The 23,285-nt window shown below is 41.0% G+C and carries 17 protein-coding genes and 3 pseudogenes; 12 read left to right on the top strand and 8 right to left on the bottom strand.

Translation table 11 applies throughout. The features are described 5' to 3' along the window. From FTV38_RS14470 to FTV38_RS14460, 3 genes and pseudogenes are all read left to right on the top strand, one after another. A partial coding sequence (locus FTV38_RS14470) for a transposase family protein (protein ID WP_180022611.1) occupies positions 1-246 on the top strand: 246 nt, incomplete at its 5' end. A 17-nt stretch (positions 247-263) separates the two neighbouring features. Next, positions 264-872, top strand: a pseudogene (locus FTV38_RS14465) (methyltransferase); the annotation flags it as partial. A gap of 11 nt (positions 873-883) precedes the next feature. Beyond that, complete coding sequence (locus FTV38_RS14460; RefSeq protein ID WP_257222638.1) at positions 884-1,309, top strand: GNAT family N-acetyltransferase; 426 nt, start codon at positions 884-886, stop codon at positions 1,307-1,309. A gap of 79 nt (positions 1,310-1,388) precedes the next feature. On the opposite strand, the gene FTV38_RS14455 is transcribed toward FTV38_RS14460, so the two are convergent. From FTV38_RS14455 to FTV38_RS14445, 3 genes are all read right to left on the bottom strand, one after another. Next, on the bottom strand, positions 1,389-1,727 hold the full coding sequence (locus FTV38_RS14455) for a hypothetical protein (RefSeq protein WP_078194261.1): 339 nt from the start codon (positions 1,725-1,727) through the stop codon (positions 1,389-1,391). Positions 1,728-1,911: 184 nt separating this feature from the next. Beyond that, positions 1,912-4,044 carry a 3-hydroxyacyl-CoA dehydrogenase NAD-binding domain-containing protein gene (locus FTV38_RS14450; RefSeq protein WP_180022848.1) on the bottom strand — a complete coding sequence of 711 codons (2,133 nt, stop codon included), beginning with the start codon at positions 4,042-4,044 and terminating at the stop codon, positions 1,912-1,914. A gap of 11 nt (positions 4,045-4,055) precedes the next feature. After that, the gene (locus FTV38_RS14445) at positions 4,056-5,261 is read right to left on the bottom strand and encodes an acetyl-CoA C-acetyltransferase (RefSeq protein WP_180022847.1); all 1,206 of its coding nucleotides are present in this window, start codon (positions 5,259-5,261) and stop codon (positions 4,056-4,058) included. 68 nt (positions 5,262-5,329) lie between these two features. Between FTV38_RS14445 and FTV38_RS14440 the strand changes: the two genes are divergently transcribed. Then, a complete protein-coding gene (locus tag FTV38_RS14440; RefSeq protein ID WP_257224515.1) occupies positions 5,330-5,737 on the top strand; it encodes a hypothetical protein in 408 nt (135 codons plus the stop codon). 50 nt (positions 5,738-5,787) lie between these two features. Here FTV38_RS14440 and FTV38_RS14435 read toward each other — a convergent pair whose 3' ends face one another. After that, the gene (locus FTV38_RS14435; RefSeq protein ID WP_078190094.1) at positions 5,788-6,798 is read right to left on the bottom strand and encodes an AraC family transcriptional regulator; all 1,011 of its coding nucleotides are present in this window, start codon (positions 6,796-6,798) and stop codon (positions 5,788-5,790) included. Positions 6,799-7,008: 210 nt separating this feature from the next. Here FTV38_RS14435 and FTV38_RS14430 point away from each other — a divergent pair, with 210 nt between their 5' ends. The 5 genes from FTV38_RS14430 to FTV38_RS14410 all read left to right on the top strand — a co-directional run bounded on the left by FTV38_RS14430 (position 7,009) and on the right by FTV38_RS14410 (position 14,548). Then, complete coding sequence (locus FTV38_RS14430) at positions 7,009-8,130, top strand: CaiB/BaiF CoA-transferase family protein (RefSeq protein WP_180022846.1); 1,122 nt, start codon at positions 7,009-7,011, stop codon at positions 8,128-8,130. A 216-nt stretch (positions 8,131-8,346) separates the two neighbouring features. Beyond that, the gene (locus FTV38_RS14425) at positions 8,347-9,585 is read left to right on the top strand and encodes a carbohydrate porin (RefSeq protein WP_257228799.1); all 1,239 of its coding nucleotides are present in this window, start codon (positions 8,347-8,349) and stop codon (positions 9,583-9,585) included. A 170-nt stretch (positions 9,586-9,755) separates the two neighbouring features. Continuing rightward, positions 9,756-12,161: a glucose/quinate/shikimate family membrane-bound PQQ-dependent dehydrogenase gene (locus tag FTV38_RS14420; RefSeq protein ID WP_180022844.1), complete on the top strand. Its 2,406-nt coding sequence runs from the start codon at positions 9,756-9,758 to the stop codon at positions 12,159-12,161. Positions 12,162-12,426: 265 nt separating this feature from the next. Beyond that, positions 12,427-14,070, top strand: coding sequence for a nitrite/sulfite reductase (locus FTV38_RS14415; protein WP_078190090.1), 1,644 nt, complete (start codon positions 12,427-12,429; stop codon positions 14,068-14,070). Further along, positions 14,063-14,548, top strand: coding sequence for a DUF934 domain-containing protein (locus tag FTV38_RS14410; protein ID WP_180022843.1), 486 nt, complete (start codon positions 14,063-14,065; stop codon positions 14,546-14,548). The genes FTV38_RS14415 and FTV38_RS14410 overlap by 8 nt, the downstream gene beginning before the upstream one ends. 70 nt (positions 14,549-14,618) lie before the next feature. Here the strand turns inward: FTV38_RS14410 and FTV38_RS14405 are convergent. The 3 genes and pseudogenes from FTV38_RS14405 to FTV38_RS14395 form a co-directional block, all read right to left on the bottom strand. Further along, positions 14,619-15,068 (bottom strand): annotated as a pseudogene (locus tag FTV38_RS14405) (VOC family protein). A gap of 208 nt (positions 15,069-15,276) precedes the next feature. Further along, positions 15,277-16,452: a thiolase family protein gene (locus FTV38_RS14400; protein ID WP_180022842.1), complete on the bottom strand. Its 1,176-nt coding sequence runs from the start codon at positions 16,450-16,452 to the stop codon at positions 15,277-15,279. A gap of 108 nt (positions 16,453-16,560) precedes the next feature. Further along, on the bottom strand, positions 16,561-17,082 hold the full coding sequence (locus FTV38_RS14395) for a GspH/FimT family pseudopilin (protein WP_180022841.1): 522 nt from the start codon (positions 17,080-17,082) through the stop codon (positions 16,561-16,563). A gap of 378 nt (positions 17,083-17,460) precedes the next feature. On the opposite strand from FTV38_RS14395, the gene omp38 reads away from it, so the two are divergent. After that, positions 17,461-18,510 (top strand): outer membrane protein Omp38, encoded by a 1,050-nt coding sequence (gene omp38, locus FTV38_RS14390; RefSeq protein WP_180009167.1) that lies wholly within the window; start codon positions 17,461-17,463, stop codon positions 18,508-18,510. A 432-nt stretch (positions 18,511-18,942) separates the two neighbouring features. Continuing rightward, positions 18,943-21,120: a TonB-dependent siderophore receptor gene (locus FTV38_RS14385; RefSeq protein WP_180022850.1), complete on the top strand. Its 2,178-nt coding sequence runs from the start codon at positions 18,943-18,945 to the stop codon at positions 21,118-21,120. 64 nt (positions 21,121-21,184) lie between these two features. Here FTV38_RS14385 and FTV38_RS14380 read toward each other — a convergent pair. Continuing rightward, a pseudogene (locus FTV38_RS14380) lies at positions 21,185-22,247 on the bottom strand (SDR family oxidoreductase). A 410-nt stretch (positions 22,248-22,657) separates the two neighbouring features. Between FTV38_RS14380 and FTV38_RS18160 the strand changes: the two are divergent. Further along, on the top strand, positions 22,658-22,855 hold the full coding sequence (locus FTV38_RS18160) for a hypothetical protein (protein WP_257228798.1): 198 nt from the start codon (positions 22,658-22,660) through the stop codon (positions 22,853-22,855). Positions 22,856-23,285 lie beyond the last annotated feature (430 nt).

Below are 23,285 nucleotides of genomic sequence, written 5' to 3'. Positions count from 1 at the left end.
GGAATTTATACAGTGTATCCAAATAGCTTGTTGCCATTAAAAGCAAAGAAGCGCTGTAAACTGGATTCCGAACTAAAAATCTATAATCAGGAAATCAATAAAAGAAGAATTGGAATTGAGCATGTATTTGGCAGTTTGAAAACCTTCAAAATTCTTGCTGAGCGATATCGCAATCGAGGCAAAAGACTAGCATTAAGATTCAATCTAATTGCTGGAATTTATAACTTGGAGCTGAGTGAAAAATGACTTATGAAAGAAATCTACTATATGATTATTTAGCAAAACACCAGCAAGTGCCTAAAGTGACTGGGGTTGAGCTGAATCCAAAAATGGTGGAATTTTGCCAAAGTGTTGCGCAGCAGTCGAATTTCGTCCAACTGGATTTTTTCCAAGGCGATGTTCGTACGTATGCGCCTGAGCGCTTAGATGTCATGATTGCGCTGCACGCCTGTGATGTGGCAACGGACTTTGCGATTCATACCGGCATTCGATTAAATGCGCAAATGATCATGTGTGCGCCGTGTTGTCATAAAGAACTGCGTCCGCAATTGAAAGCGCCGCAAGTACTTGCACCGATGTTGCAATTTGGTATTCATGCAGGTCAGCAAGCAGAAATGCTTACTGACACGATTCGTGCACTTTTATTGAAAGCATATGGTTATGAAACCAAAGTCTTTGAATTTGTGGCACTTGAGCATACCAGTAAAAATAAAATGATCTTGGCAACCAAACGTGCAGACTATGTCGAGCCTGATCAAGCGGTATTGGCGCAGATCCAAGCTTTAAAAGACATGTATGGCATTCAAAAGCATTCCTTGGAATTATTGTTAAATGATCAATGGGACCAGCAAGATATTGGCTGTAAATGCTAAAGGATGAAGGGATGCAGCAGTTAAATATTCAATTCGGTCCGTGGGAGCAACTGGCATCTGCAGCTCGGCCGATACGTGAACAGGTCTTTATTTTAGAACAGCAGATATCGCCCGAAGATGAATGGGATGCAGAAGATGAGATTTCACTGCATTTTATTGTTCATGATGGGATGAAAGCTATTGCAACTGCACGTTTGTTGAAAAATAACAGTATAGGTCGTGTTGCTGTTTTAAAGGCTCATCGCGGTCAGGGGATTGGTAAAATCTTGATGCAAGCCATCATTCAACAAGCGACATTAGAGCAACGTGAATATTTAAAACTATCTTCACAAGTGCATGCTATCCCTTTTTATGCAGCGTTGGGTTTTGTTGTTGAAGGTGATGAATATTTAGATTGTGGTATTCCGCATCAAGATATGTATATGGCTTTGGCTTAAATACTTAAAATTGGACAGCTATAAATAAAAAACGCTTAATATTTTAAGCGTTTTTTATTTGCATAGATTGGGTCAAAGCTTAGTGACCATGATCATTCGATGCAGTAGGTTCAGGGCTCATGTCATCCATATGTGCATGTTGTTCTTCGGTCATCTGCATATCTGCTGCAGTCGGTGCAGATGCTTCACGAGCTGCTTGATCAGCTTGCGCCTTTTTCAACGCTTCTTCTGACATCACAGGGGCATTTTTAAATGCATGCTGTTGAGTATTGTCTTTTTTCTGTTGGCTCGGCATATAGTCTGGTTCATTGGTCACAGCAAGCCAGAAAATACCCATGAATAGCGCACCTAAAATACAGAAGATAATCAGTGCTTTCCAGCCCCATGGTGATTTTTCAGGAGAAGTATGATCTGTCATAACAAGCTACTCAATCGGATAAAAAGAAATCAAAAAACTTGTTACTTTATAACATAAAACAGATGAGAGTTCGCGTAAAATCTAGACTTGTTTGCAAACACGCGACTGCGAAGGAAAATCAAAAGGAGCCGAAGCTCCTTTTGATGTGATTGAACAGCAAAATTTGCATGCTCAAAATGAATAATTAAATCTTCTCAGCTTTCGCCACTTTGTCTTTCAGCAATTGCGGTGCTTTGAAGCGTTCGCCATATTTTGCTTCTAGTGTATTGGCACGAAGTAACGCTTTTTCCAAACCATATTGATTTAAAAATTGAAGTGCACCACCTGTCCAGGGGGCAAAACCAATCCCGAAGATTGAACCGATATTGCCATCGACAGTCGATTCCAAAACACCTTCTTCTAGGCAGCGTAAGGTATCGAGTGACTGTACAAACAGGAAGCGGTCAATCATTTCCTGTTCAGAAATAGCATTATCTTTCTGCCATTTGCTCAAGCCATCCCAGAGATGCTTTTTACCGCCTTCAGGGTATTCATAAAAGCCTGCGCCGGCAGCTTTACCTTTGCGTCCGAACTCATGAATCATCGTCTGAATCACCTCATCCGCACCTGAACGTGGTAGGTCTTTGCCTTCAGCTTGTAGGGCTTTACGGGTCTCGGCCGCAACATGCTCAGACAACGTTAAAGACACTTCATCTTGAATCGCCAATGGGCCTACAGGCATGCCAGCTTTTAGTGCAGCCATTTCAATGCGGGCAGGGTGTACGCCTTCAGCCAATAGACGTAAACCTTCTTGCACAAAGGTGCCAAAGACACGGCTAGTAAAGAAGCCACGACTGTCATTCACCACAATTGGTGTTTTACCAATTTGCTGTACATAGTCATAGGCTTTGGCTAAGGTTTCAGCCGAGGTGTTTTTACCTTTAATAATTTCGACCAATTGCATTTTGTCGACAGGACTAAAGAAATGCAGACCGATAAATTTAGCTTGATCTTGAGATGCATTGGCTAAACCTGAAATAGGCAAAGTAGAGGTATTGGATGCAAAAATGCCGCTATCTGCCAGATAGGTTTCTGTTTCTTGCGTCACTTTGGCTTTCAGTTCGACATTTTCAAACACAGCTTCAATGATCAAGTCACAGCCTTGTAGGTCGGCAGCATCTGCAGTGGCATGAATCAGTCCTAAAACTTGATCACGTTTTTCTGCACTTAAACGACCTTGAGATACTTTTTTATCTAGCAGTTTTTGGCTATAGGCTTTACCTTTTTCAGCTGCTTCAACAGAAACATCTTTGAGTACAACTGCAATGCCTTTTGATGCCGTGGCATAAGCGATGCCTGCACCCATCATGCCTGCGCCTAAAATGCCGACTTTAGTGGCTTGCCATTTCGCGACGTCTTTTGGACGGCTTGCACCTGACTTAATGGCGTTAAGACCATGCCAAAAGGTGCCGATCATGTTTTTAGAAATTTGACCAGTTGCAAGGTAAGTAAAATAACGTGATTCAATCGTGAGCGCCGTATCGACATCGACTTGAGCACCTTCAACCGCTGCTGACATTATGGCTTCAGGCGCAGGGTAACAGCCCTTGGTTTTGTCACGCAGCATAGCAGGGGCAATGGCGAGCATTTGCGCCACAGTTGGAGTCGATGGTGTGCCGCCCGGAATTTTATAGCCTTTTACATCATAGGGCTGCTGTGATTTTGGATTGGCTTTGACCCACGCAATGGCTTTGTCCATCAATTCTTCAAGGTCATTAGCTGTGTCTTGAATCAGCCCTAATGATTTGGCTTTTTCGACACCAATTTGTTTGCCTTCCATTAAGAGTGGAAATGCATTTTGCAGACCCAATAAACGTACCATACGGACGATACCGCCACCGCCCGGCAGTAAGCCTAAGGTCACTTCAGGTAAGCCAAATTTAGCCTTAGCATCATTAAGCGCAATACGATAATGACAGCCGAGTGCTAACTCCCAGCCACCGCCAAGCGCTGTGCCATTTAAGGCTGCAACAACAGGAATGCCACGGGTTTCGATATAACGTAGTTTGGCTTTCATCTCTTCAATCATATTGAAGAATTCAGTTGCATGCTCAGGTGTAGCTTGAATCAGTTCGTCTAAGTCGCCGCCGGCAAAGAAGGTTTTTTTTGCGGAACGGAAAATAATCCCTGCAATATTTTCATCTGCTTGCAGTTTGTCTACCGTTTCAGCCAGTGCAGCACGGAAATCTGCATTCATGGTGTTGGCAGATTGGTTTGGAGAATCTAAAGTTAAAATGACGATATTGTCGGCATTTTTTTCAAATTGAATTGCGCTCATTTTTATTCTCCTTATACCAACTCAATAATCGTTGCGATGCCCATACCGCCACCCACGCAAAGTGTTGCTAAGCCGCGTTTTTTACCTTGGCGTTCCAGTTCATCCATCAGGGTGCCTAAAATCATGGCGCCTGTTGCACCCAGCGGATGTCCTAATGCAATTGCACCGCCATTCACATTGACTTTGGCAGGGTCAACCTTGAGTTCGGTAATAAAACGCATCACGACTGCTGCAAAAGCTTCGTTCACTTCAAATAGGTCAATATCATCAATGGTTAAGCCAGCTTTAGCTAAGGCTTTACGTGCAGCAGGTGCAGGGCCAGTCAGCATAATGGTTGGGTCTGCACCCACCAATGCAGTGGCAAGCACTTTGGCACGCGGTTTTAGGCCTTGTTCTTTGATCGCTTTTTCAGAGGCAAGCAATACTACGGCAGCACCATCAACAATGCCCGATGAGTTCCCTGCATGGTGTACATGGTTGACTGCGCCGACTTCAGGATATTTTTGCAAGGCGATGGCATCAAAGCCCATTTGCCCCATCATGGCAAAACTTGGGTTGAGCTTGCCTAAGCCTTCTGCTGTGGTCGTTGGTTTAATAAATTCATCTTTGGCTAAAACTGTCACGCCTGCTTTGTCTTTAACAGGAACGACAGATTTGTCAAAATAACCCTTGGCTTGGGCTGCTGCGGCTTTTTGCTGAGAGTTCGCTGCAAAGGCATCCACATCTGCTCGGCTATAACCGTCAATGGTGGCAATTAAATCTGCCCCAATGCCTTGTGGAATAAAATCACAGGCCATATTGGTTTCAGGGTCGAGCGCCCAAGGGCCGCCATCTGAGCCCATTGGCACACGAGACATCGACTCAACACCGCCAGCAACTACAAGGTCTTCCCAGCTAGAGCGGACTTTTTGCGCTGCCATATTGACGGCTTCTAAACCTGAGGCGCAAAAACGGTTGATCTGAACACCTGCCACATCATTGTCCCAACCTGCTGCAATGGCTGCGGTTTTGGCAATGTCCGCACCTTGGTCACCAATGGGGGTCACGCAGCCCAGTACAATGTCGTCTACTGCAGCGGTGTCAAATTGATGTCGGTTTTGTAATTCGTTCAATAAACTGGTCAGTAGGCTAATCGGTTTAACGGCATGTAGTGAACCGTCTTTTTTTCCTTTGCCGCGCGGTGTGCGAATGGCATCAATGATGTAAGCCTCGCTCATAATCCTGTCCCTATGATCTATAAATTTTTATTGGTTTTTTGAGTGTACGGATTAATCAAGCCGGTGCAATGATGAGAACGGGCGAGTCGTTTGATATTTTTGGTCAACGCTTGCTGCTGAATAAGATAAAAATCAACCTGCACATTGAAAGCGAGGATCGGTTAAGATCAGTTGCTATCGATTCAGTACATATTGAAGATCTGCTTATGCATAAAAATGTGAAGCGAGTGTTGAAAGGTCTGGCTTGGCTTGTTTTTGCAGGCTGCTTAGGTTTTGTATGCTTGATCGGTTTTTATATTTATATGATCTATGGCATTCATCCTTCAGATGAAGGGACTGGCGGCTTAGCCTGTGAGTATGATCGAAATGATCATGTAACCAAGGCAGAAATGTATCGGATACAGGATGGCAAACGCGTGATCACGCCCGTCGATCCATTGCTTTGTCAAAAACAACGTGCAGATTTTCCGAAATAAAAAAACCTGATCGAGATCAGGTTTTAGAGAATGCTATTTTTGAATATTGCTTAATGATAACCATGTAATTGGCGATATAGGCCTGGTGTTACACCGGTCCACTTTTTAAAGGCACGGTGGAAAGTACTGGTTTCACTAAAACCGACTTGCTGTGCAACATCTTCAAGCGTTAAGTCTGGATTAAGCAATAAGTGAATTGCAGCATCACGACGTAAGGCATCTTTCACACCTTGGTAGCTCTTACCTTCAGCGGCTAAACGACGACGTAGTGTTTGCGGCGATAGATACAGCATTGAAGCAACATCGTTCAAGGTTGGCATTTCTTCGCCAATTTGACTCTTCAGCACATCACGGATACGAGATGTTAATGAATTAGTATTTTTAAATTTAACCAATAACTGTGCAGGAGCCGCTTTTAAGAATTCTTCAAGCGTTTCTTCGTTTTGACGAATGGGTAAATCTAAATAATCCGCTGCAAATGTAATTTCAGTTCGTGGTGTATCAAACTGCATGACAGGTGCAAAAAACAAGGCATCATATTCGTCAGCATGTTCAGGACGTTCATAACCGAAGTGAACACGCTCTAAAGGCAGACGACGTTCAATCAACCAAGAAGCGAGACCATGCCAAATCATCAGCATACTTTCTGTAATGAAATGGTCTGGGTCCATAGATTTTGGAATTTGAGGAACTAAACGTGCTTCGTGCTTATCACGTTCTAGTGTCACCGACCATTCATCGCCAAACAGTTTGTAGAACTGCGAAGACAATTCGAGTGCATCACCGAGGGTTTTTGCATGAATAATCAATTGGCACATAATGGCAAAAGTACCCAAGCGGCGCGGTTGAATATCAAAACCGACATGTTCGTCTTGAGTCACCATCCACAACATTTTAATAAAACGTGTGTATTGTTCAGGTGAAATACGCGCTTTGGGTTGGCGTAGAAGTTCAGCCTCAATGCCAACATGAGACAATAAAGTTTCGACATCCATGCCGAGACGTTTCACACCAGTTAAGGCTGCGTTGACGAAATGGATACTGATCGTATCACGACTCATGTTTAATCCTTCAGTCTCTTTAATGTTCACAAATGTTTGACCTAAATGACGCTAAAAAAAGAAATCATGGCAATTTACAACAGCGGTTTTGCCATTTTTACATGGTAAATTGCCGAAACTATCAAGGTAAATGGCTGAACATGACATTGTTTTAATCATTTTATATTTCTACCATGGATAAAAAATCTACACAATTAGAGAAAAATATCCATGGAAGCTGCTTTAAAAGGATTGAAAGTACTCGACTTTTCGACATTACTCCCAGGGCCATTTGCGACCTTGTATTTGGCTGACATGGGTGCGGAAGTTGTGCATATTGAGTCACCGACGCGTCCCGATCTGGTTCGTTTGATGCCACCTTATGCCAATGGGCAAGCCACAGCGCATAGTTATTTAAATCGCAATAAACAATCCATCGCATTAGATTTAAAAGATCCGAAAAGTATTGAATTGATCAAAGCCAAAATTTCAGATTTTGATATCGTGGTAGAACAATTTCGTCCAGGTGTCATGCAACGCTTGGGTTTGGATTATGCAGTTTTGGCCGAAATTAATCCGCGACTTATTTACTGCTCGATTACGGGTTATGGTCAAACTGGGCACTACAAAGACCGTGCAGGGCATGACATCAACTACTTGGCTTTATCGGGTATTTCAGGTCATAGCGGACGCCAAGACAGTGGCCCGCCACCGATGGGGATTCAAATCGCCGATGTAGCAGGCGGATCAATGCATGCAATTACTGGCATCTTAGCTGCGGTGATTGAGCGTTACCGTAGCGGTTTAGGACAATATATTGATATTTCCATGACCGATTGTGCCGTCGCATTGAACAATATGGCTGCAGCTGGCGTATTGGCTGCCAATGCGGTAACCGCCGCAGAAACTGCATATCTGAATGGCGGAAGTTTCTATGACTATTATCGAACCCAAGATGGTCGTTATCTGTCTATAGGTGGTTTGGAGCCACAGTTTTTACATGGATTGGCGCAAATTCTAGATTTACCCGCTTTAGCAACGCAAGGCATGTCATTTGATCCGCAAGACCAAACTGAAATTAAGCATGCAATTGCCCGAAAAATACTAACCAAAACATGGGCTGAGTGGAAAAAGATTTTTGCCTCTCAAGATGTCTGTGTGGAACCAGTTTTAAGTTTGGACGAAGCTCTAAATTCACAATTGGCCCAAGAGCGGCATTGGTGTGTTGAAGTTCCGCTACAAGAAGGCGACACAATGACACAAACTCAACTGGCATGTCCGATTAAATTTTCTAGATCAGCATTGATTTATACCCATGTGGGTAAAACTTTAGGTGCGGATAATTGGTTATGAATGGTATAAAAAAAGGTGATAAGTTGAACAATAAAACCTTTAAAATCTCTTAATTAGATAAACATCTATGTAAATATTGAGAGTTGTTAACAAAAAAATAAATAAATTATACAAATGTGAGAGTATTATATGAGCTATTAACACAATTGGTATATAGGTCTCCAAATGAAAATAGCTGTGAGTAAACTTGGATCTTTATATCTTAGCCTCGGCATAATGCTTGCGGGTTCAGCAACCCAAGCGGCAACTACTGCAGATGCTTTCAGTTCTGAAAGCCCATGGATGTTCGGTGATTGGAACGGTCAACGAACAGCGCTTCAACAGAAAGGTTACGATTTTAGTTTTAGTTATGGTGGCGAATTAGCCACTTTGTTAGATGCAAAGCATGCTTCTGGTCATGGCACTGAATATGCGGACCAATTCGCGATCGGGGCACATCTCGATTTAGAAAAAATTGCGGGTTGGAAAGATACCGAAGCACAAATCAATATCACTGAACGTAATGGTCGTTCATTGTCTCAAACTTCAGATGCATTAAATGGTCATTTAAGTGCAACACAAGAAGTGTGGGGTCGTGGTCAAACTTGGCGTTTGACTGATTTTTGGATCAAGAAAAAATTCTTAGACCAAAAATTAGATATTAAAGTCGGTCGTTTGGGTGAAGGTGAAGATTTCAACAGCTTTGACTGTGACTTTCAAAACTTAGCACTTTGTGGTTCACAAGTGGGTAACTGGGTCGGTGACCAATGGTACAACTGGCCAGTCAGCCAATGGGCTGCTCGCGTGAAATATAACATTCAGCCTGAACTCTATGCACAAGCCGGGGTTTATGAATACAACCCTGAAAATCTAAAACGTGGTAAAGGTTGGAACTTGAGTACCGATGGCTCAAAAGGTGCGATTATTCCTGCTGAAGTAGTGTGGACTCCAAAAGTGGGGACACAAAAGCTTCCGGGTGAATACCGTGCAGGTTACTACTACAGTACCGCTGATGCCGATGTCATTGATAGCCCAATAAATGAAAAAGATCACCATCAAGGTGGTTGGATTGTGGCGAAACAACAACTGACAGCACACAAAGACGATGCCTCACGTGGCTTAAGCGGTTTTGTGAATGTGACTGTGCATGACTCAGACACCAACAATGTGAGTGATATGCAAAACATTGGCTTGGTCTACAAAGGTGCATTTGATGCACGTCCTCAGGATGAAATTGCGATTGGTTTAGGTCGTATCAGCATTAATGATGATGTGAATGATGCCAATATTGCCAATAACAGCGTTGATGCACGCGGTCTACAAAGTGAAGAGTATGACGCAGAAATTTACTACGGTATTCATGCAGCAAACTGGCTGACTATTCGTCCAAATATTCAATATATCCGTCACGTCGGTGCTTACAAAAATGGTGAGAATGCGTGGGTCGGCGGTATCAAATTTCAAACAGCATTTTAATTGATGTCAAATTAGAGTTCTTATAAAAGCAATTCGGTAATTCTGAGAAAAATTACGATATTTTCCCTTGAATTGTTTTTGTAACAACTTCTCTTTGCGACATAAAAACGGTGGTGTGTTGAATGTGTTTCACGCACCAAATACAACATTCGACAATAGAGGTGGTCAACATGAGCAACCCATCTACTGGAACTGGGATGCGAACATTTACCGTCGTTGTGATGGCAATTTTCGCCTTAGTTCTATTGATTGGTGGTATCTGGCTGGCAGTCCTTGGCGGTTCTTGGTACTACATTATCGCCGGCCTGTTAATGCTGGCTTCAGCAATATACTTAAGAAAAATTCAAAACAGTTCTTTATACATTTATGCAGCGTTGATGCTGGGTACAGTGATTTGGGGACTTTGGGAGGCAGGTTCTGACTTTTGGGCACTTGCACCGCGTTTTGATATTTTAGGCTTATTGGGCCTTTGGTTACTGATTCCTGCCGTGACACGCGGTATGGAAAATGGCAAAACTGCGAAAATTACATTATCAGGCACACTGGTGATTGCGATTATCGTGATGATCTATTCAATTTTTAATGATCCACAAGAAATTCACGGTGAAATTAAAAATGCACAACCTCAAACAGCCAAAGCGATTGAGGGTATTGCTCCTGAAGATTGGCCTGCCTATGGTCGTACACAAGGTGGTGTACGTTATTCTCCACTTACCCAAATCAATAGCGACAACGTTAAAGATTTAGAAGTAGCATGGACTTTCCGTACAGGTGAGTTACCAACAGAAAATGACTCAGGTGAAACCACAAACCAAGTCACTCCGATTAAAGTCGGCAATGACATGTTTATGTGTACAACTCACCAACGTTTAATTGCACTTGATCCTGCGACAGGTAAACAAAAATGGGCATTCGATCCTAAACTTAAAGCGGACAATACCTATCAACATTTAACATGTCGTGGTGTGTCTTATTTTGACGCTGCAAATACCACTCAGTTTGCAAAAAGCTTAGAGAACAAACGCTCGACTTCAACTGAATGTCCGCGCAAAGTGATCTTGCCTGTAAATGATGGTCGTTTGGTTGCAGTCAATGCTGACACAGGTAAAGCATGTAGTGATTTTGGTCATAACGGCGAAGTCGATCTACAAAAAGATATGCCTTATCCGTATCCGGGCGGTTATATCCCAACTTCACCTCCAGTGGTTACTGGCACAACCATTGTGATTGGCGGTTCAACAACTGATAACTTCTCGACTAAAGAGCCATCTGGTGTCATCCGTGGTTATGATGTTAATACTGGTGAATTATTATGGATCTTTGATACGGGTGCACAAGACCCGAATGCTATGCCTGGCGAAGGAAAAACCTTCTCTGTTGCTTCTCCAAACGCATGGGCACCTTTAGCATATGATGAAAAATTAGATATCGTCTATGTTCCAACAGGTGTGGGTACTCCGGATATCTTCGGTGGTCACCGTACGCCTTTAGATGAACGTTATGCAAACTCAATGCTTGCGATTAATGCATCGACTGGTAAATTGATTTGGAACTTCCAAACCACACATCATGATTTGTGGGATATGGATGTACCATCACAACCTTCATTGGCAGATATCAAAGATAAATCAGGTAATACTGTTCCTGCGATCTATGTCTTAACCAAAACAGGTAATGCATTCGTCCTTGACCGTCGTACTGGTAAAGCGATTGTGCCAATCACCGAAAAAGCGGTTCCACAAACTGTAAAACGTGGTCCACAAACTAAAGGTGAGCATTATTCTGCAACTCAACCATTCTCTGATTTTGATTTAGCACCAAAAGATAAATTGACTGATAAACAAATGTGGGGTGCCACTATGTTTGACCAGTTGATGTGTCGTGTGTATTTCAAATCATTAAACTACGACGGTATTTATACACCACCTTCTGAAAATGGCACATTGGTATTCCCAGGTAACCTTGGGGTATTTGAATGGGGTGGTATGTCGGTGAACCAAGACCGTCAAGTTGCTGTGATGAACCCAATTGGCTTGCCATTTGTGACTAAGTTGATTCCTACAGATCCAAACCGTGAGCAAACTGCGAAAGGTGCGGGTACTGAACAAGGCGTGCAACCGATGTATGGCGTACCTTATGGGGTGGAAATTAAAGCATTCTTGTCACCACTTGGCTTACCTTGTAAACAACCTTCATGGGGCTTTACTGCGGGTGTAGATTTAAATACACATGAAGTGATCTGGAAAAAACGTATAGGTACAATTCGTGACAGTTTACCGAAATTGTTCCAATTACCTGCTGTGAAAATTGGTGTACCGGGTCTTGGTGGATCAATCTCGACTGCTGGTAATGTCATGTTTGTAGGCGCAACACAAGATAACTATATCCGTGCAATCAATGTAACGAATGGTGATACTTTGTGGGAAGGTCGTCTACCAGCAGGTGGTCAAGCGACTCCAATGACTTATGAAGCAAATGGTAAACAATATGTTGTGATCATGGCTGGTGGTCATGGTTCATTTGGTACAAAACTTGGTGATTACCTTGTTGCGTATGCTTTACCAGATAAAAAATAAGTGATTTTACATCGCTAAATAAAAAGCCCGATTTATCGGGCTTTTTATTGGCTGAAATTCTTTATGTAAATTCATGCTAAGTAATAGAAAAATAATTCAATATATTAATAAATAAAAAGTAAAGGACCGAAATCCGCTATATCAGTGAAATTGCGACAGTCTTATCAATAAAATCGCTATTAAATATGTAAAAAACGCATTTTCTTGATAGATAAAATCTCGTTATGCTGTGCATTGTTATAATAGAAATTACTAGCTGTACGCCATGTATTTATATACTGATTTTGACCAGCAACTGGTTAATGAACGTGTTGCACAGTTCCGTGATCAAACGGAACGTTATTTAGCAGGTAAATTGACGGAAGATGAATACCGTCCACTGCGTCTTCAAAACGGCCTTTATGTACAACGTTATGCACCGATGCTACGTATTGCAGTACCTTATGGCCTGATGAATTCTAAACAATTACGTAAAATTGCGTCATTGGCTCAGGACTATGACCGTGGTTATGCGCACGTATCTACTCGTCAAAACATTCAGTTTAACTGGCCTGCACTAGAAAATGTGCCTGATATGTTACAAGAGCTCGCATCTGTTCAAATGCATGCGATTCAAACTTCGGGTAACTGTATTCGTAACACAACCACTGACCAATATGCAGGTGTGGTTGCGGGTGAAATTGCTGACCCACGCCCAACGTGTGAATTGATTCGTCAATGGTCAACTTTCCACCCAGAATTCGCTTTCTTGCCACGTAAGTTCAAGATTGCAGTTTCAGCACTGGAAGAAACTGATCGTGCGGCAACGTCTTTCCATGATATCGGTGTGTATATCGTGAAAAATGAAGCAGGCGAGATTGGCTATAAAATCAAAGTTGGTGGTGGTTTAGGCCGTACACCAGTGATTGGTAGTTTTATTCGTGACTTCTTGCCACGTGAAGATTTGATTGCTTATTTAGAAGCGGTACTTCGTGTATACAACTTACACGGTCGTCGTGATAACAAATATAAAGCACGTATCAAAATTTTGGTGAAAGCATTAACACCAGAAGTATTTGCAGAGAAAGTGGAAGCTGAATTTGCACATACCATCAAAACTTTAAAAATTGATGCTGATACCTTGGCGAAAATGGATGAGAACTTCACACCATTTGATTACCAAGATTATGCGGATGAAGATTTTGCAGAGCAATTTGCCGCAGAGCCGAAATTTAAACAATGGTTCAACATCAACACCAATGCACATAAAGTCAAAGGTTACCGCATCGTTACGATTTCTTTGAAACGTGCGGGTATTGCACCGGGCGATATGACTGTTGAAGAAATGAACCTGATTGCTGACTTGGCTGACAAATATACCTTTGGTGAGTTCCGTACCACACATGAGCAAAACATTGCGCTTGTTGATGTACCGCAAAAAGATTTGTTTGATCTATGGAAAATCCTTGATCAACATAATCTTGCACGTGCGCATATTGGGTTCTTAACCGACATCATTTGCTGCCCAGGTGGTGATTTCTGTTCATTGGCAAATGCGAAATCGATTCCAATTTCTGAAGCGATCTCTCGTCGTTTTGATGACTTAGATACCATTTACAATTTAGGTAAATTGGATCTGAACATCTCTGGTTGTATGAATGCATGTGGTCACCACCATGTCGGTAATATCGGTATTTTAGGTGTAGATAAAAAGGGTGCTGAGTTCTATCAAATCACTTTGGGTGGTAATGCCGACCATGATGCATCAATTGGTGACATCTTAGGCCCATCATTTGCAGCCGAAGTTGTACCAGACATCATTGAAGAAATCTTAAATACTTATCTAGACCTTCGTGCTGAAGGCGAAGAGTTTATTGATACTTACCGCCGTGTTGGCATCCAACCATTTAAGGAGCGTGCATATGCTTAATACAGCACTACAAGTCCTCTCTAAAGATGGCTCGATTGCAGACAATACTTACCAAGTCATTGGTGAAGATGGTGTGTTGCCACAAGGTGACGTGGTTTTAACAGTTGAGCAGTTAGATCAACTTGCGAATGTGTCTGGTAAAAAAGCACTTTTCGTAACGGTGGATGCTTCACCTGAAACCAATGAATTCCCGCTTGACCAGTTAGATGCCATTTTCATCGAATTTGCCGGTTTTAATGATGGTCGTGGCTATTCATTTGCTGCATTGTTACGTCGCCAAGGTTTCCAAGGAGAACTACGTGCGACAGGTGATGTATTCAAAGACGTGTTGAACTACATGAAGCGTTCAGGTTTCGATACTTTTGTGGTGAAAGAAGGTAAAGATATTGCTGAAGCTGCTGCTGGCTTAGGTGATTTTACCAATCCATACCAAGCTTCAACTGCTGTGCCGCAAGCGCGTTATCAAACAGGCGCTTAAGTACCTTGATTGACTAAAAAAGCCTCCTTTTGGAGGCTTTTTTATTGATCGAAATACTTTTAATGAGTGATTATTCGTTTTCAAGCTGGCAATTGATCATCCATTTAATGCCGAACTGATCGGTAAATGCGCCATAGAGTGCACCCCAAAAGGTCTTTTCGAGAGGCATTTCTATAGAGCCTCCTTTGGACAATGCATCAAACAGTCATTTGGCTTCAGCTTGTTCACTGCTGTCTAAATTAATCGAAATATAGTGATTGCTGCCTAAGGTAAAGGGTTGATTGGATTGCGCACAGAATTGTTCGTTGACATCTGAGGCCATCAGCACGGTAAATTCATTGATCGACAGGGAAATATGCATAATCTTTTGCAGTTCTGTATCGGATAGTGAAATGCCATCCTCAGCAGGCATATCACCATAACGCATCACATTGAGGAATTCTCCACCAAGTACAGAGCGATAAAAATTAAAAGCTGCTTCGGTATTGCCTTGAAAATTCAAGTAGTGATTGAGCTGCATAATGGTCATCCATTTTTTATTATGTCGACATTTATTTTAAGAGCCTTTGCTGACCTGTATGTGAACAATTTATGTCTAAAATGTAAGCATAAAAAATCCCTCTTACAGAGGGATTTTTCAGTCTCCCTCCTTTATTAAAGGAGGGGTTAGGGGAGGATTAAAGAATATTCCCTCTAAATCACTCTTTGCGAAGGGAGTCTACAGAGGATTAAAGCAACTCAATCGCCACAGCAGTTGCTTCACCACCACCGATACATAGCGCTGCAATACCGCGCTTACCTCCTGTCCGTTTTAATGCATGGATCAGCGTTAGGATAATACGTGAACCTGTAGAACCAACAGGATGTCCAAGCGCACAAGCACCACCGTTGATATTTACTTTTTCAGCATCTAATTTAAATTCATCAATTGGGCACATCGTGACCATGGCAAAGGCTTCATTGATTTCCCATAAATCGACATCAGCAACATTCCAACCCGATTTATCTAGAACTTTTTGAATTGCGCCTACAGGTGCAATGGTAAACTCGGATGGATGCTGTGAATTTGATGCATAAGCCACAATTTTCGCGAGCGGATTTAAACCTTTTGCTGAAGCTTGATCTGCAGAAGTTAAAACTAAAGCGGAAGCACCATCAGAAATAGAACTGGCATTGGCAGCGGTAATCGTTCCATCTTTAGCAAATGCAGGGCGCAGCGTTGGAATTTTTTCGATATTGGCGTTAAAAGGTTGTTCGTCTTTATCGATAATCACTTCACCTTTACGACTCGAAACAGTGACAGGCACGATTTCGTCAGCAAAATAACCCTCAGTAATTGCAGTTTGTGCACGTTTAAGCGAGCGAATGGCGAAGTCATCCATTTGTTCACGTGTATAGCCTTTGGTATTTGCCATATCCTGCGCAAAAGAACCCATGAGTCGGCTCGTTTCTGCATCTTCTAGGCCATCTAAGAACATATGATCTTTAACGTCACCGTGGCCCATACGGTAGCCAGCTCGTGCTTTGGTCAAAACATACGGCGCATTGGTCATTGATTCCATACCACCTGCAACTACGACTTGAGCTGATCCTGCCTTGATCATATCCGCCGCTTGCATAACAGCTTTCATACCTGAACCACACAGCTTATTGATGGTTACGGCACCAGTTGAATCTGGAAGACCGGCTTTACGCATCGCTTGACGGGCAGGACCTTGTTTCAGACCAGCCGGAAGTACACAGCCCATAATGACTTCTTCAACATCTGTCGGTTGTATACCCGCGCGTTCGATGGCTGCTTTAATCGTAACTGCGCCTAATTCTGGTGCAGTGACAGCGGCTAAACTCCCTTGAAAACCACCCATTGCTGTACGGGCACCATTCACGATGACGATATCAGTCATTACATGTCTCCATTTTCTTATACATTTTGAATACGTCAGCAGTATAAGTAAAATTGAACAGGAATAAAGCAAATTTAAAAAGCTGTTTTGTACTCGCCGGTTCTCAAATTAGCAACTGGCTGGGTTTTCAAATCGGATATGTCCCATTCGACTTAAGACCGCTCGGATCGGTTGAAGCGTTGATTTCGAACAGTAGTAGAAACTGCCATTTGAACCATTGGGTAAACCGGAGCTGGCCTGAAAGGTTAGACTTGGAATGTGTAGAGTTCCACGCCAAGAGAGGTCCCCATATTTTAAGTTGAGTTTATCTTGCAGTAATATTTTTTCATTTGCGTCGACTTGACGGTTTTTATTACTGTCAATAAATATGATCAGACCACTGTTCCAGTTGTTAGGTTGGCAAAGTTTAAAGTCAAGACTAGGACAAATCACAATATTGGAGTGATAAATTGTGGCCTGAGCCCGTGCGAAAGCATTGTGATTCTGAATAGTCAATTTGATGTTATTCGCTTCGCGCTGCGCCATTAAATTGTTGAAATGTGGTAAAGCTATCGTCACGATAATGACCATAATCGCAATTGAGACCAAAAGTTCAAATAAAGTAAAGCCGGTTTCTTTGTTGTAAGGCATTGATTTAATCCAAAATTTAATATTATTTTTATATGTCTAATGTAATATGTGTTTTTAATGGCGATATTAATTTTGAGTATAGAATTTTATTACTCAATTTTAGATAAAGCTGTTAAAATGAAAATAGCAAGTGACAATAGGCGATTCACTGCTCAAAATTGAGTAAAAATTTACCGAATTACAACGGAAATTGTAAGTAATTTTGTCAATAATTTACTTGATTAGATTAATCAAGCACTTGGAAAAAGAATAAAGTGTTTGTATGATTCAGCGTGAATAGCTTAAAAAAAAAACTGGGGTATAAGAAAGCCTATCTCAGGATAGCCAATTTTTCGGCTTGAGCTTGAACAACAATTGTTATCTCTGGAGGATAAATCCATGAAAATGAGTCGTATTGCATTAGCAATGCTCGTAGCTGCTCCTTTAGCAGCTGCAAACGCAGGCGTAACTGTTACTCCATTAATGCTTGGTTACACTTTCCAAGATTCTCAACACAACAACAGCCGTGGTAACTTAACTGAAAGTCCTGAGCTACAAGATGACTTGTTTGTTGGTGCAGCACTTGGTGTTGAATTAACTCCATGGTTAGGTTTCGAAGCTGAATATAACCAAGTGAAAGGTGATGTAGACGTTGATTTCGGCGAATACAAACAAACTCAAATCAACGGTAACTTCTATGCTACTTCTGATTTGATCACTAAAAACTATGACAGCAAAGTTAAGCCATATGTATTGTTAGGTGCTGGTCACTACAAATACAAATTTGACGACGTAAATGCTCGTGGTGCTGGCACTGACCGTGGTACTACTGAAGAAGGTACTTTAGGTAATGCAGGTCTTGGTGCTTTCTGGCGCTTAAACGATGCTTTATCTCTACGTACTGAAGCTCGTGCTACTTACAACATCGATGAAGATTTCTGGAACTATACAGCTTTAGCTGGTCTTAACGTAGTTCTTGGCGGTCACTTGAAACCTGCTGCTCCTGTAGTTGAAGTTGCTCCTGTAACTCCAGTTGCTCCAGTTGCTCCAGCTCCTCAAGAGTTGACTGAAGATCTTAACATGGAACTTCGTGTGTTCTTTGATACAAACAAATCTAACATCAAAGATCAATACAAACCTGAAATTGCTAAAGTAGCTGAAAAATTAGGTGAATACCCTAATGCTACAGCTAACATCGAAGGTCACACAGATAACACTGGTCCACGTGCTCTAAACGAACGTTTATCACTAGCTCGTGCTAACTCTGTTAAATCTTCACTTGTTAACGAATACAACGTTGACCCAGCTCGTTTATCTACTCAAGGTTTCGCGTGGGATCAACCGATCGCTGACAATAACACTAAAGAAGGTCGTGCTATGAACCGTCGCGTATTCGCTACGATTTCTGGTAGCCGTACTGTAGTGGCTCAACCTGGTCAAGCTCAATAATTTGAGTTTAACTTCGGTTAGAAAAAAGCGGCTCTTTTGAGTCGCTTTTTTTTATGTCAAAAAATTAAAAAAGAGACTTAAATTTGGCTAAAAGGCACTAACCAAAAAGCGTTATTAACTTTAGAATAATCGTTGGATGTAAATGGATATATCTGTTCAAAGGCAATAAAGCATGTAAAAATTCAAATTATTTGTATGTTAATTAATCATTTGTTTGCCTAAGAGCTTTAATTTAACATACACAGGTTGTGTTTTTATTTTTTATAAAAGTAATTAAAAACAATTATTTACATTTGTCTTATCTACAATTTATAAAAAATGAATATTTATATTTCTCATTAAAAAAATATAATCATCGGGATTCATGATGCAGTTAAGAATTATTCTAAATATAATAATGATTCTTATTCAAGTAAAACTAATCTTGAAATGATGAATAATTTTGCAAAAACACACTTAGTACGTTCTATAACTATGGTGCTGCTCGGTGTTGGAGGGGCTACATCTGTGTTTGCAGCGGATACAACGGTACTTGAGACGATTGAGGTTGAGGTACCTGCAGAAAAGCAACTTGCAAATGGTAAGTTGAAAGCCAATACAGACCTTGGTGCTTTGGGAAATAAAAAAATTGTTGATACACCATTTAGCGTGACGGCATATAGTGAAAAACTGATTGGAGAACAGCAAGCGACCACCGTGGGTGAAGTGCTGAGAAATGATGCGAGTGTTCGTATCACAACAAACCAAGGCCATTTAAACGAAAACTTTAATATTCGTGGCTTTGATGTCAATCATGATGATATTGCACTAAATGGTATCTATGGTATGGCACCTTATGGGCGTGTACCAACTGAATTTTTAGATTCGGTTACTGTATTGAAAGGCCCAAATGCTTTAGTTGCTGGGATGTCACCAGCAGGTGGAGTGGGTGGTGTTGTCATTGCCAAAACTAAGCGTGCAGATCAGCAGAAGACCCAAGTTTCAGCGTCAATGGAAGACGGTGGCTTTTATCAATCAGGCTTTGATGTTTCACGTCGCTTTGGTGCTGAAAAAGAGTTTGGCTTACGTGTGAATGGTGCCTATGGTCAAGGTGAGCACATCATAGAAGGCATGGATGATAAACATGCTTCAGGTGCAATTGATGCTGATTATACAACAGATAAATTGAAACTGAATTTTGATGCGTATGCTGTACGTGATGACCGTAATGGTGGTTCGCCTGCGATGATGGCATTTGGTGTCAAAGATGCTCATGGCCATACCTATAATGGCGTGCTTGCTGCACCTAAAGGCGATACCAATTATTTTAAAAATTTGGAAGGCCATACTGATAGTGAGTTTGTAGGCTTAAGTGGTGAATATGCATTTACACCTGACTTAAATGTTTATGCAGGTGTAGGACATATTGAAAAGGCCTATAGTGGCCATATTTTTGGTACGCGTCTTGTCGTTGGCCAAGCAGATGATCATGCCACATCTCAGTACTATCGTACGGGGTCATCAGAGTCGATTACATCAGCAAATACAGGTATTCAATATAAGTTTAATACGGGTGCTGTAAAACATGCTGTAAATGTTCGAGCTGATTATTTGACCAAAGAAACAGATCAGCATGTTGCGGCAACACAAGAGAAAATTAATTCAACTAATTTGTATGATCCTGATACGACTGTAGGGATGCCTTCTGCGTACCCAGTGGTTAAACCGAATTTAGATAATAAATATACTAGCTATACGGTATCTGATCAGATTTCAATGTTAGATGATAAGTTGCAATTTATTGTTGGTGCACGTTATCAAGATATCGACACAAAGAATTTACAGAAAAATACAGGCTATCAAGACGATAAAATATCCCCAAGCTTAGGTGTTGTGGTTAAACCATTTGGTGAGAATCTTTCTATTTATGCAAACTATGTTGAAGGTCTTTCTGAAGGTGTAACGGTGAATAATGTTGCAGATGCCAACAATAATGTCACCTTTGCGCCATTCCAAACCAAACAATATGAATTGGGTGCTAAATATCAAACAGGTAGTTGGTTAAATACATTTGCACTTTATCAAATTGAAAAACCATCGACGATGTCTTCTGATTATTCTGATGGAAATACAGGTAGTAGTGTCAACCAAATCACAACAGATGATGCAGAAACACGTTCACGTGGCGTCGAGTGGGCATTTTCTGGGGAGATTTATACTGGACTAAATCTGATGGGTAGCTTGGCTTATATTGACGCTGAATATACCAAAGCAGCGGTGAAAAGTGGCGTAACCAATCAAGGTAATACGGTGTATGGTTTTCCTGACTTTACTGCTACACTCGGCTTGGATTATGCAGTGCCGTATGTGGATGGTTTGAATGTCAATGCACGTGCAAACTACGTGAGTGAACAGTACTTAAATGAAACTAATACACTTAAACTGCCAGACTACACAATTTTAGATCTTGGTGCGCGCTATAAAACTCAATTAGGTGGTGTGAACACAACGTTCTTAGCTAATATTGATAACGTGACTGATGAAAAATATTGGGAAGGTATATTTAACTCAGGTTATGCCTTAGTGGGTGGTCCACGTACTTATAAAGTTGGTGTGACTTTTGATTTCTAAGTTAGATTAGTTTTTTAATATAAAAAGCCACCTATTTAAGGTGGCTTTTTTGTTGATGAGTGATTCACGGAATATATTGCTTCACCACACCGTCATCTAGGAGTTGTTGGAAATGCTCAACCACACTGTTTTGAATATCACGGTATTCGATCCCTAATTCTTTCTTGCTCTTATCTGCATTAAAGTAAATTGGGTAACCCATATTGAGTTCAACAAATTTACGTGGGAAACCTGCAAGAGGGCCAAATGCTTTAAAGGCAAACTTCGGTAAGGTATTACGTGGAAAAGGAAATTTATTACCAAAATGCGAGCGTAATATTTTCCCCCATTTCTAATAAACTTAAAGTACCACCGCTAATGATATAACGACCTGATGCTTTAGGGTTTAATGCTGCTTGTACGTGCGCTTCGGCGACATCACGGACATCGACAATTCCATTCCACATTGGTGGAACACCGGCCAAAGTCATACCATTGGCAAACTGTTGTAGAACTTCAACGCTTCCTGACTGTGTTGACGCTGTTAAAGATGGCCCCATGACCAGTGCTGGATTAATACAGACCAGATCCCAACGGTTTTGTGCTTTTTGCATTTCCCACGCTTTGCGCTCAGCCATCACTTTTGAATATGGATAAGGCTGATGCGTCTCAGAGCTAGAAGTGTTCCAATGCGATTCATCAAATTCATTATGCTCGGTCTGTAGAATATCAATGGCATCACCATAAGTTGATGCAATGCTTGACGTTACCACCACTCGCTTAACGGATTCAGTTTTATTTACACTATTGAGTACATTTTCAGTGCCTAAAATAGCCGGATCAATAATGTCTTTTATTGCGTCTTTATAGTTGGTCACTACAAAAGGGGATGCCATATGGATCACAATGTCACAACCTTGCATGGCTGAATCAAATGCACCCTCATCTAATAAATTGGCTTGGAACAGTTTTAAAGTGCCAGTTGTATCAGTTGCAATTTTTTCGAGATGTGCAAATCCTGATGTTTTATTCAGATCACGAACTGTGGCATGTACCGTGTGCCCTAATTCGAGTAAATTTTTGATGACCCAACTGGCAATATAGCCTGTGGCGCCTGTAACGAGTATCGGTGTTGTCTTGGTATTCATGTTCTTCAACTTTAATTGACGCATTTTTTATCATATTGAGAATATTTAGTTTTGTCTTTGATTAATTTGAAAAAATATATTTTTATTATTGAGTTTAATGTGCTCTAAATTCAGCAGAAATCTCATGAGAGCGCTACAAAAGTGATTTTTTATTGATCTTAAAAATGCTCAGATGGGATGAGTGTTGGATAGATGCATATTCTTATGATTATGGGCGCAAAATCTCATAAATAAATGGACAAAGAGTCATATCTAACTTGTGAGCTTTAATTTAAAGCCTAGATCTTAGGTCTAGGCTTCTTCATTTCGTAATAGATGCAGCTTTTGAAAATTTTAATTTTGAATCAGAGATTTCACTTTAAATATGATAAAACCAAAGAATAAAGAAGATTTTGATTGGTATGTAATAAGTGAATTTTTCAGGTGATGTAGAGATTTTTGTATCCTGTCTTGGAACTAAAGAGTCAAGTTCAGATATTTTGAAAGCAGTTATTCTTGTTGCAAGTGAGTTTGACTCATTAGAGACTAATTTCGGTGGAGAAAAGCTATTCTATTGGCAATTTTTAAGAGAGGGGTTACGTTCAGGTTTAATGAACATCAAATACTAGATACCATTTTTATCTAAGTCAAAGAGAATGAAGAATATTACTTATACCCGTTTTTAGAAGATCTGATTATAGGTATTAATCATAAAAGTACGAAGCAATCTGTAGCCAATCTATTTGGCCCCCCCCCCCGAAAGAGAAGGTGACAGTTGGCTTAAATACAGAATATTTGATAACTATTTACATTTTGAATTTGATGATTCATTAGAGTTAAAACAAGTCACAATAGGCAAATGTTGAGACTATTATATTAATTTTTATGTATTTTTTAAAATTTAAGACCTAGACCAGTGCCTAGGTTTTTTCTGTTATTCACCAATTAAAATGTCTATGCGATAAACCATTTAAAATGTCCTGTTTTTAACCACAAGAGTCAAGCACAGGATTTAAGTTTCTTTGTTCAACAACAGCTTTCTGAGCTTTACGACTTGGC

The organism is Acinetobacter sp. YH16044, assembly GCF_013417145.1.
Classification (GTDB): Bacteria; Pseudomonadota; Gammaproteobacteria; order Pseudomonadales; family Moraxellaceae; genus Acinetobacter; species Acinetobacter amyesii.
This window is presented reverse-complemented; position numbering and strand designations above follow the sequence as displayed.

Coding starts and splice junctions, on each gene's coding strand:
- FTV38_RS14460 (WP_257222638.1), top strand. CDS start 884: ATGCAGCAGTTAAATATTCAATTCGGTCCGTGGGAGCAACTGGCATCT.
- FTV38_RS14385 (WP_180022850.1), top strand. CDS start 18,943: ATGAATAATTTTGCAAAAACACACTTAGTACGTTCTATAACTATGGTG.
- FTV38_RS14425 (WP_257228799.1), top strand. CDS start 8,347: ATGCTTGCGGGTTCAGCAACCCAAGCGGCAACTACTGCAGATGCTTTC.
- FTV38_RS14445 (WP_180022847.1), bottom strand. CDS start 5,261: ATGAGCGAGGCTTACATCATTGATGCCATTCGCACACCGCGCGGCAAA.
- FTV38_RS14395 (WP_180022841.1), bottom strand. CDS start 17,082: ATGCCTTACAACAAAGAAACCGGCTTTACTTTATTTGAACTTTTGGTC.
- FTV38_RS14440 (WP_257224515.1), top strand. CDS start 5,330: ATGATGAGAACGGGCGAGTCGTTTGATATTTTTGGTCAACGCTTGCTG.
- omp38 (WP_180009167.1), top strand. CDS start 17,461: ATGAAAATGAGTCGTATTGCATTAGCAATGCTCGTAGCTGCTCCTTTA.
- FTV38_RS14435 (WP_078190094.1), bottom strand. CDS start 6,798: ATGAGTCGTGATACGATCAGTATCCATTTCGTCAACGCAGCCTTAACT.
- FTV38_RS14420 (WP_180022844.1), top strand. CDS start 9,756: ATGAGCAACCCATCTACTGGAACTGGGATGCGAACATTTACCGTCGTT.
- FTV38_RS14430 (WP_180022846.1), top strand. CDS start 7,009: ATGGAAGCTGCTTTAAAAGGATTGAAAGTACTCGACTTTTCGACATTA.
- FTV38_RS14410 (WP_180022843.1), top strand. CDS start 14,063: ATGCTTAATACAGCACTACAAGTCCTCTCTAAAGATGGCTCGATTGCA.
- FTV38_RS14450 (WP_180022848.1), bottom strand. CDS start 4,044: ATGAGCGCAATTCAATTTGAAAAAAATGCCGACAATATCGTCATTTTA.
- FTV38_RS14455 (WP_078194261.1), bottom strand. CDS start 1,727: ATGACAGATCATACTTCTCCTGAAAAATCACCATGGGGCTGGAAAGCA.
- FTV38_RS14415 (WP_078190090.1), top strand. CDS start 12,427: ATGTATTTATATACTGATTTTGACCAGCAACTGGTTAATGAACGTGTT.
- FTV38_RS14400 (WP_180022842.1), bottom strand. CDS start 16,452: ATGACTGATATCGTCATCGTGAATGGTGCCCGTACAGCAATGGGTGGT.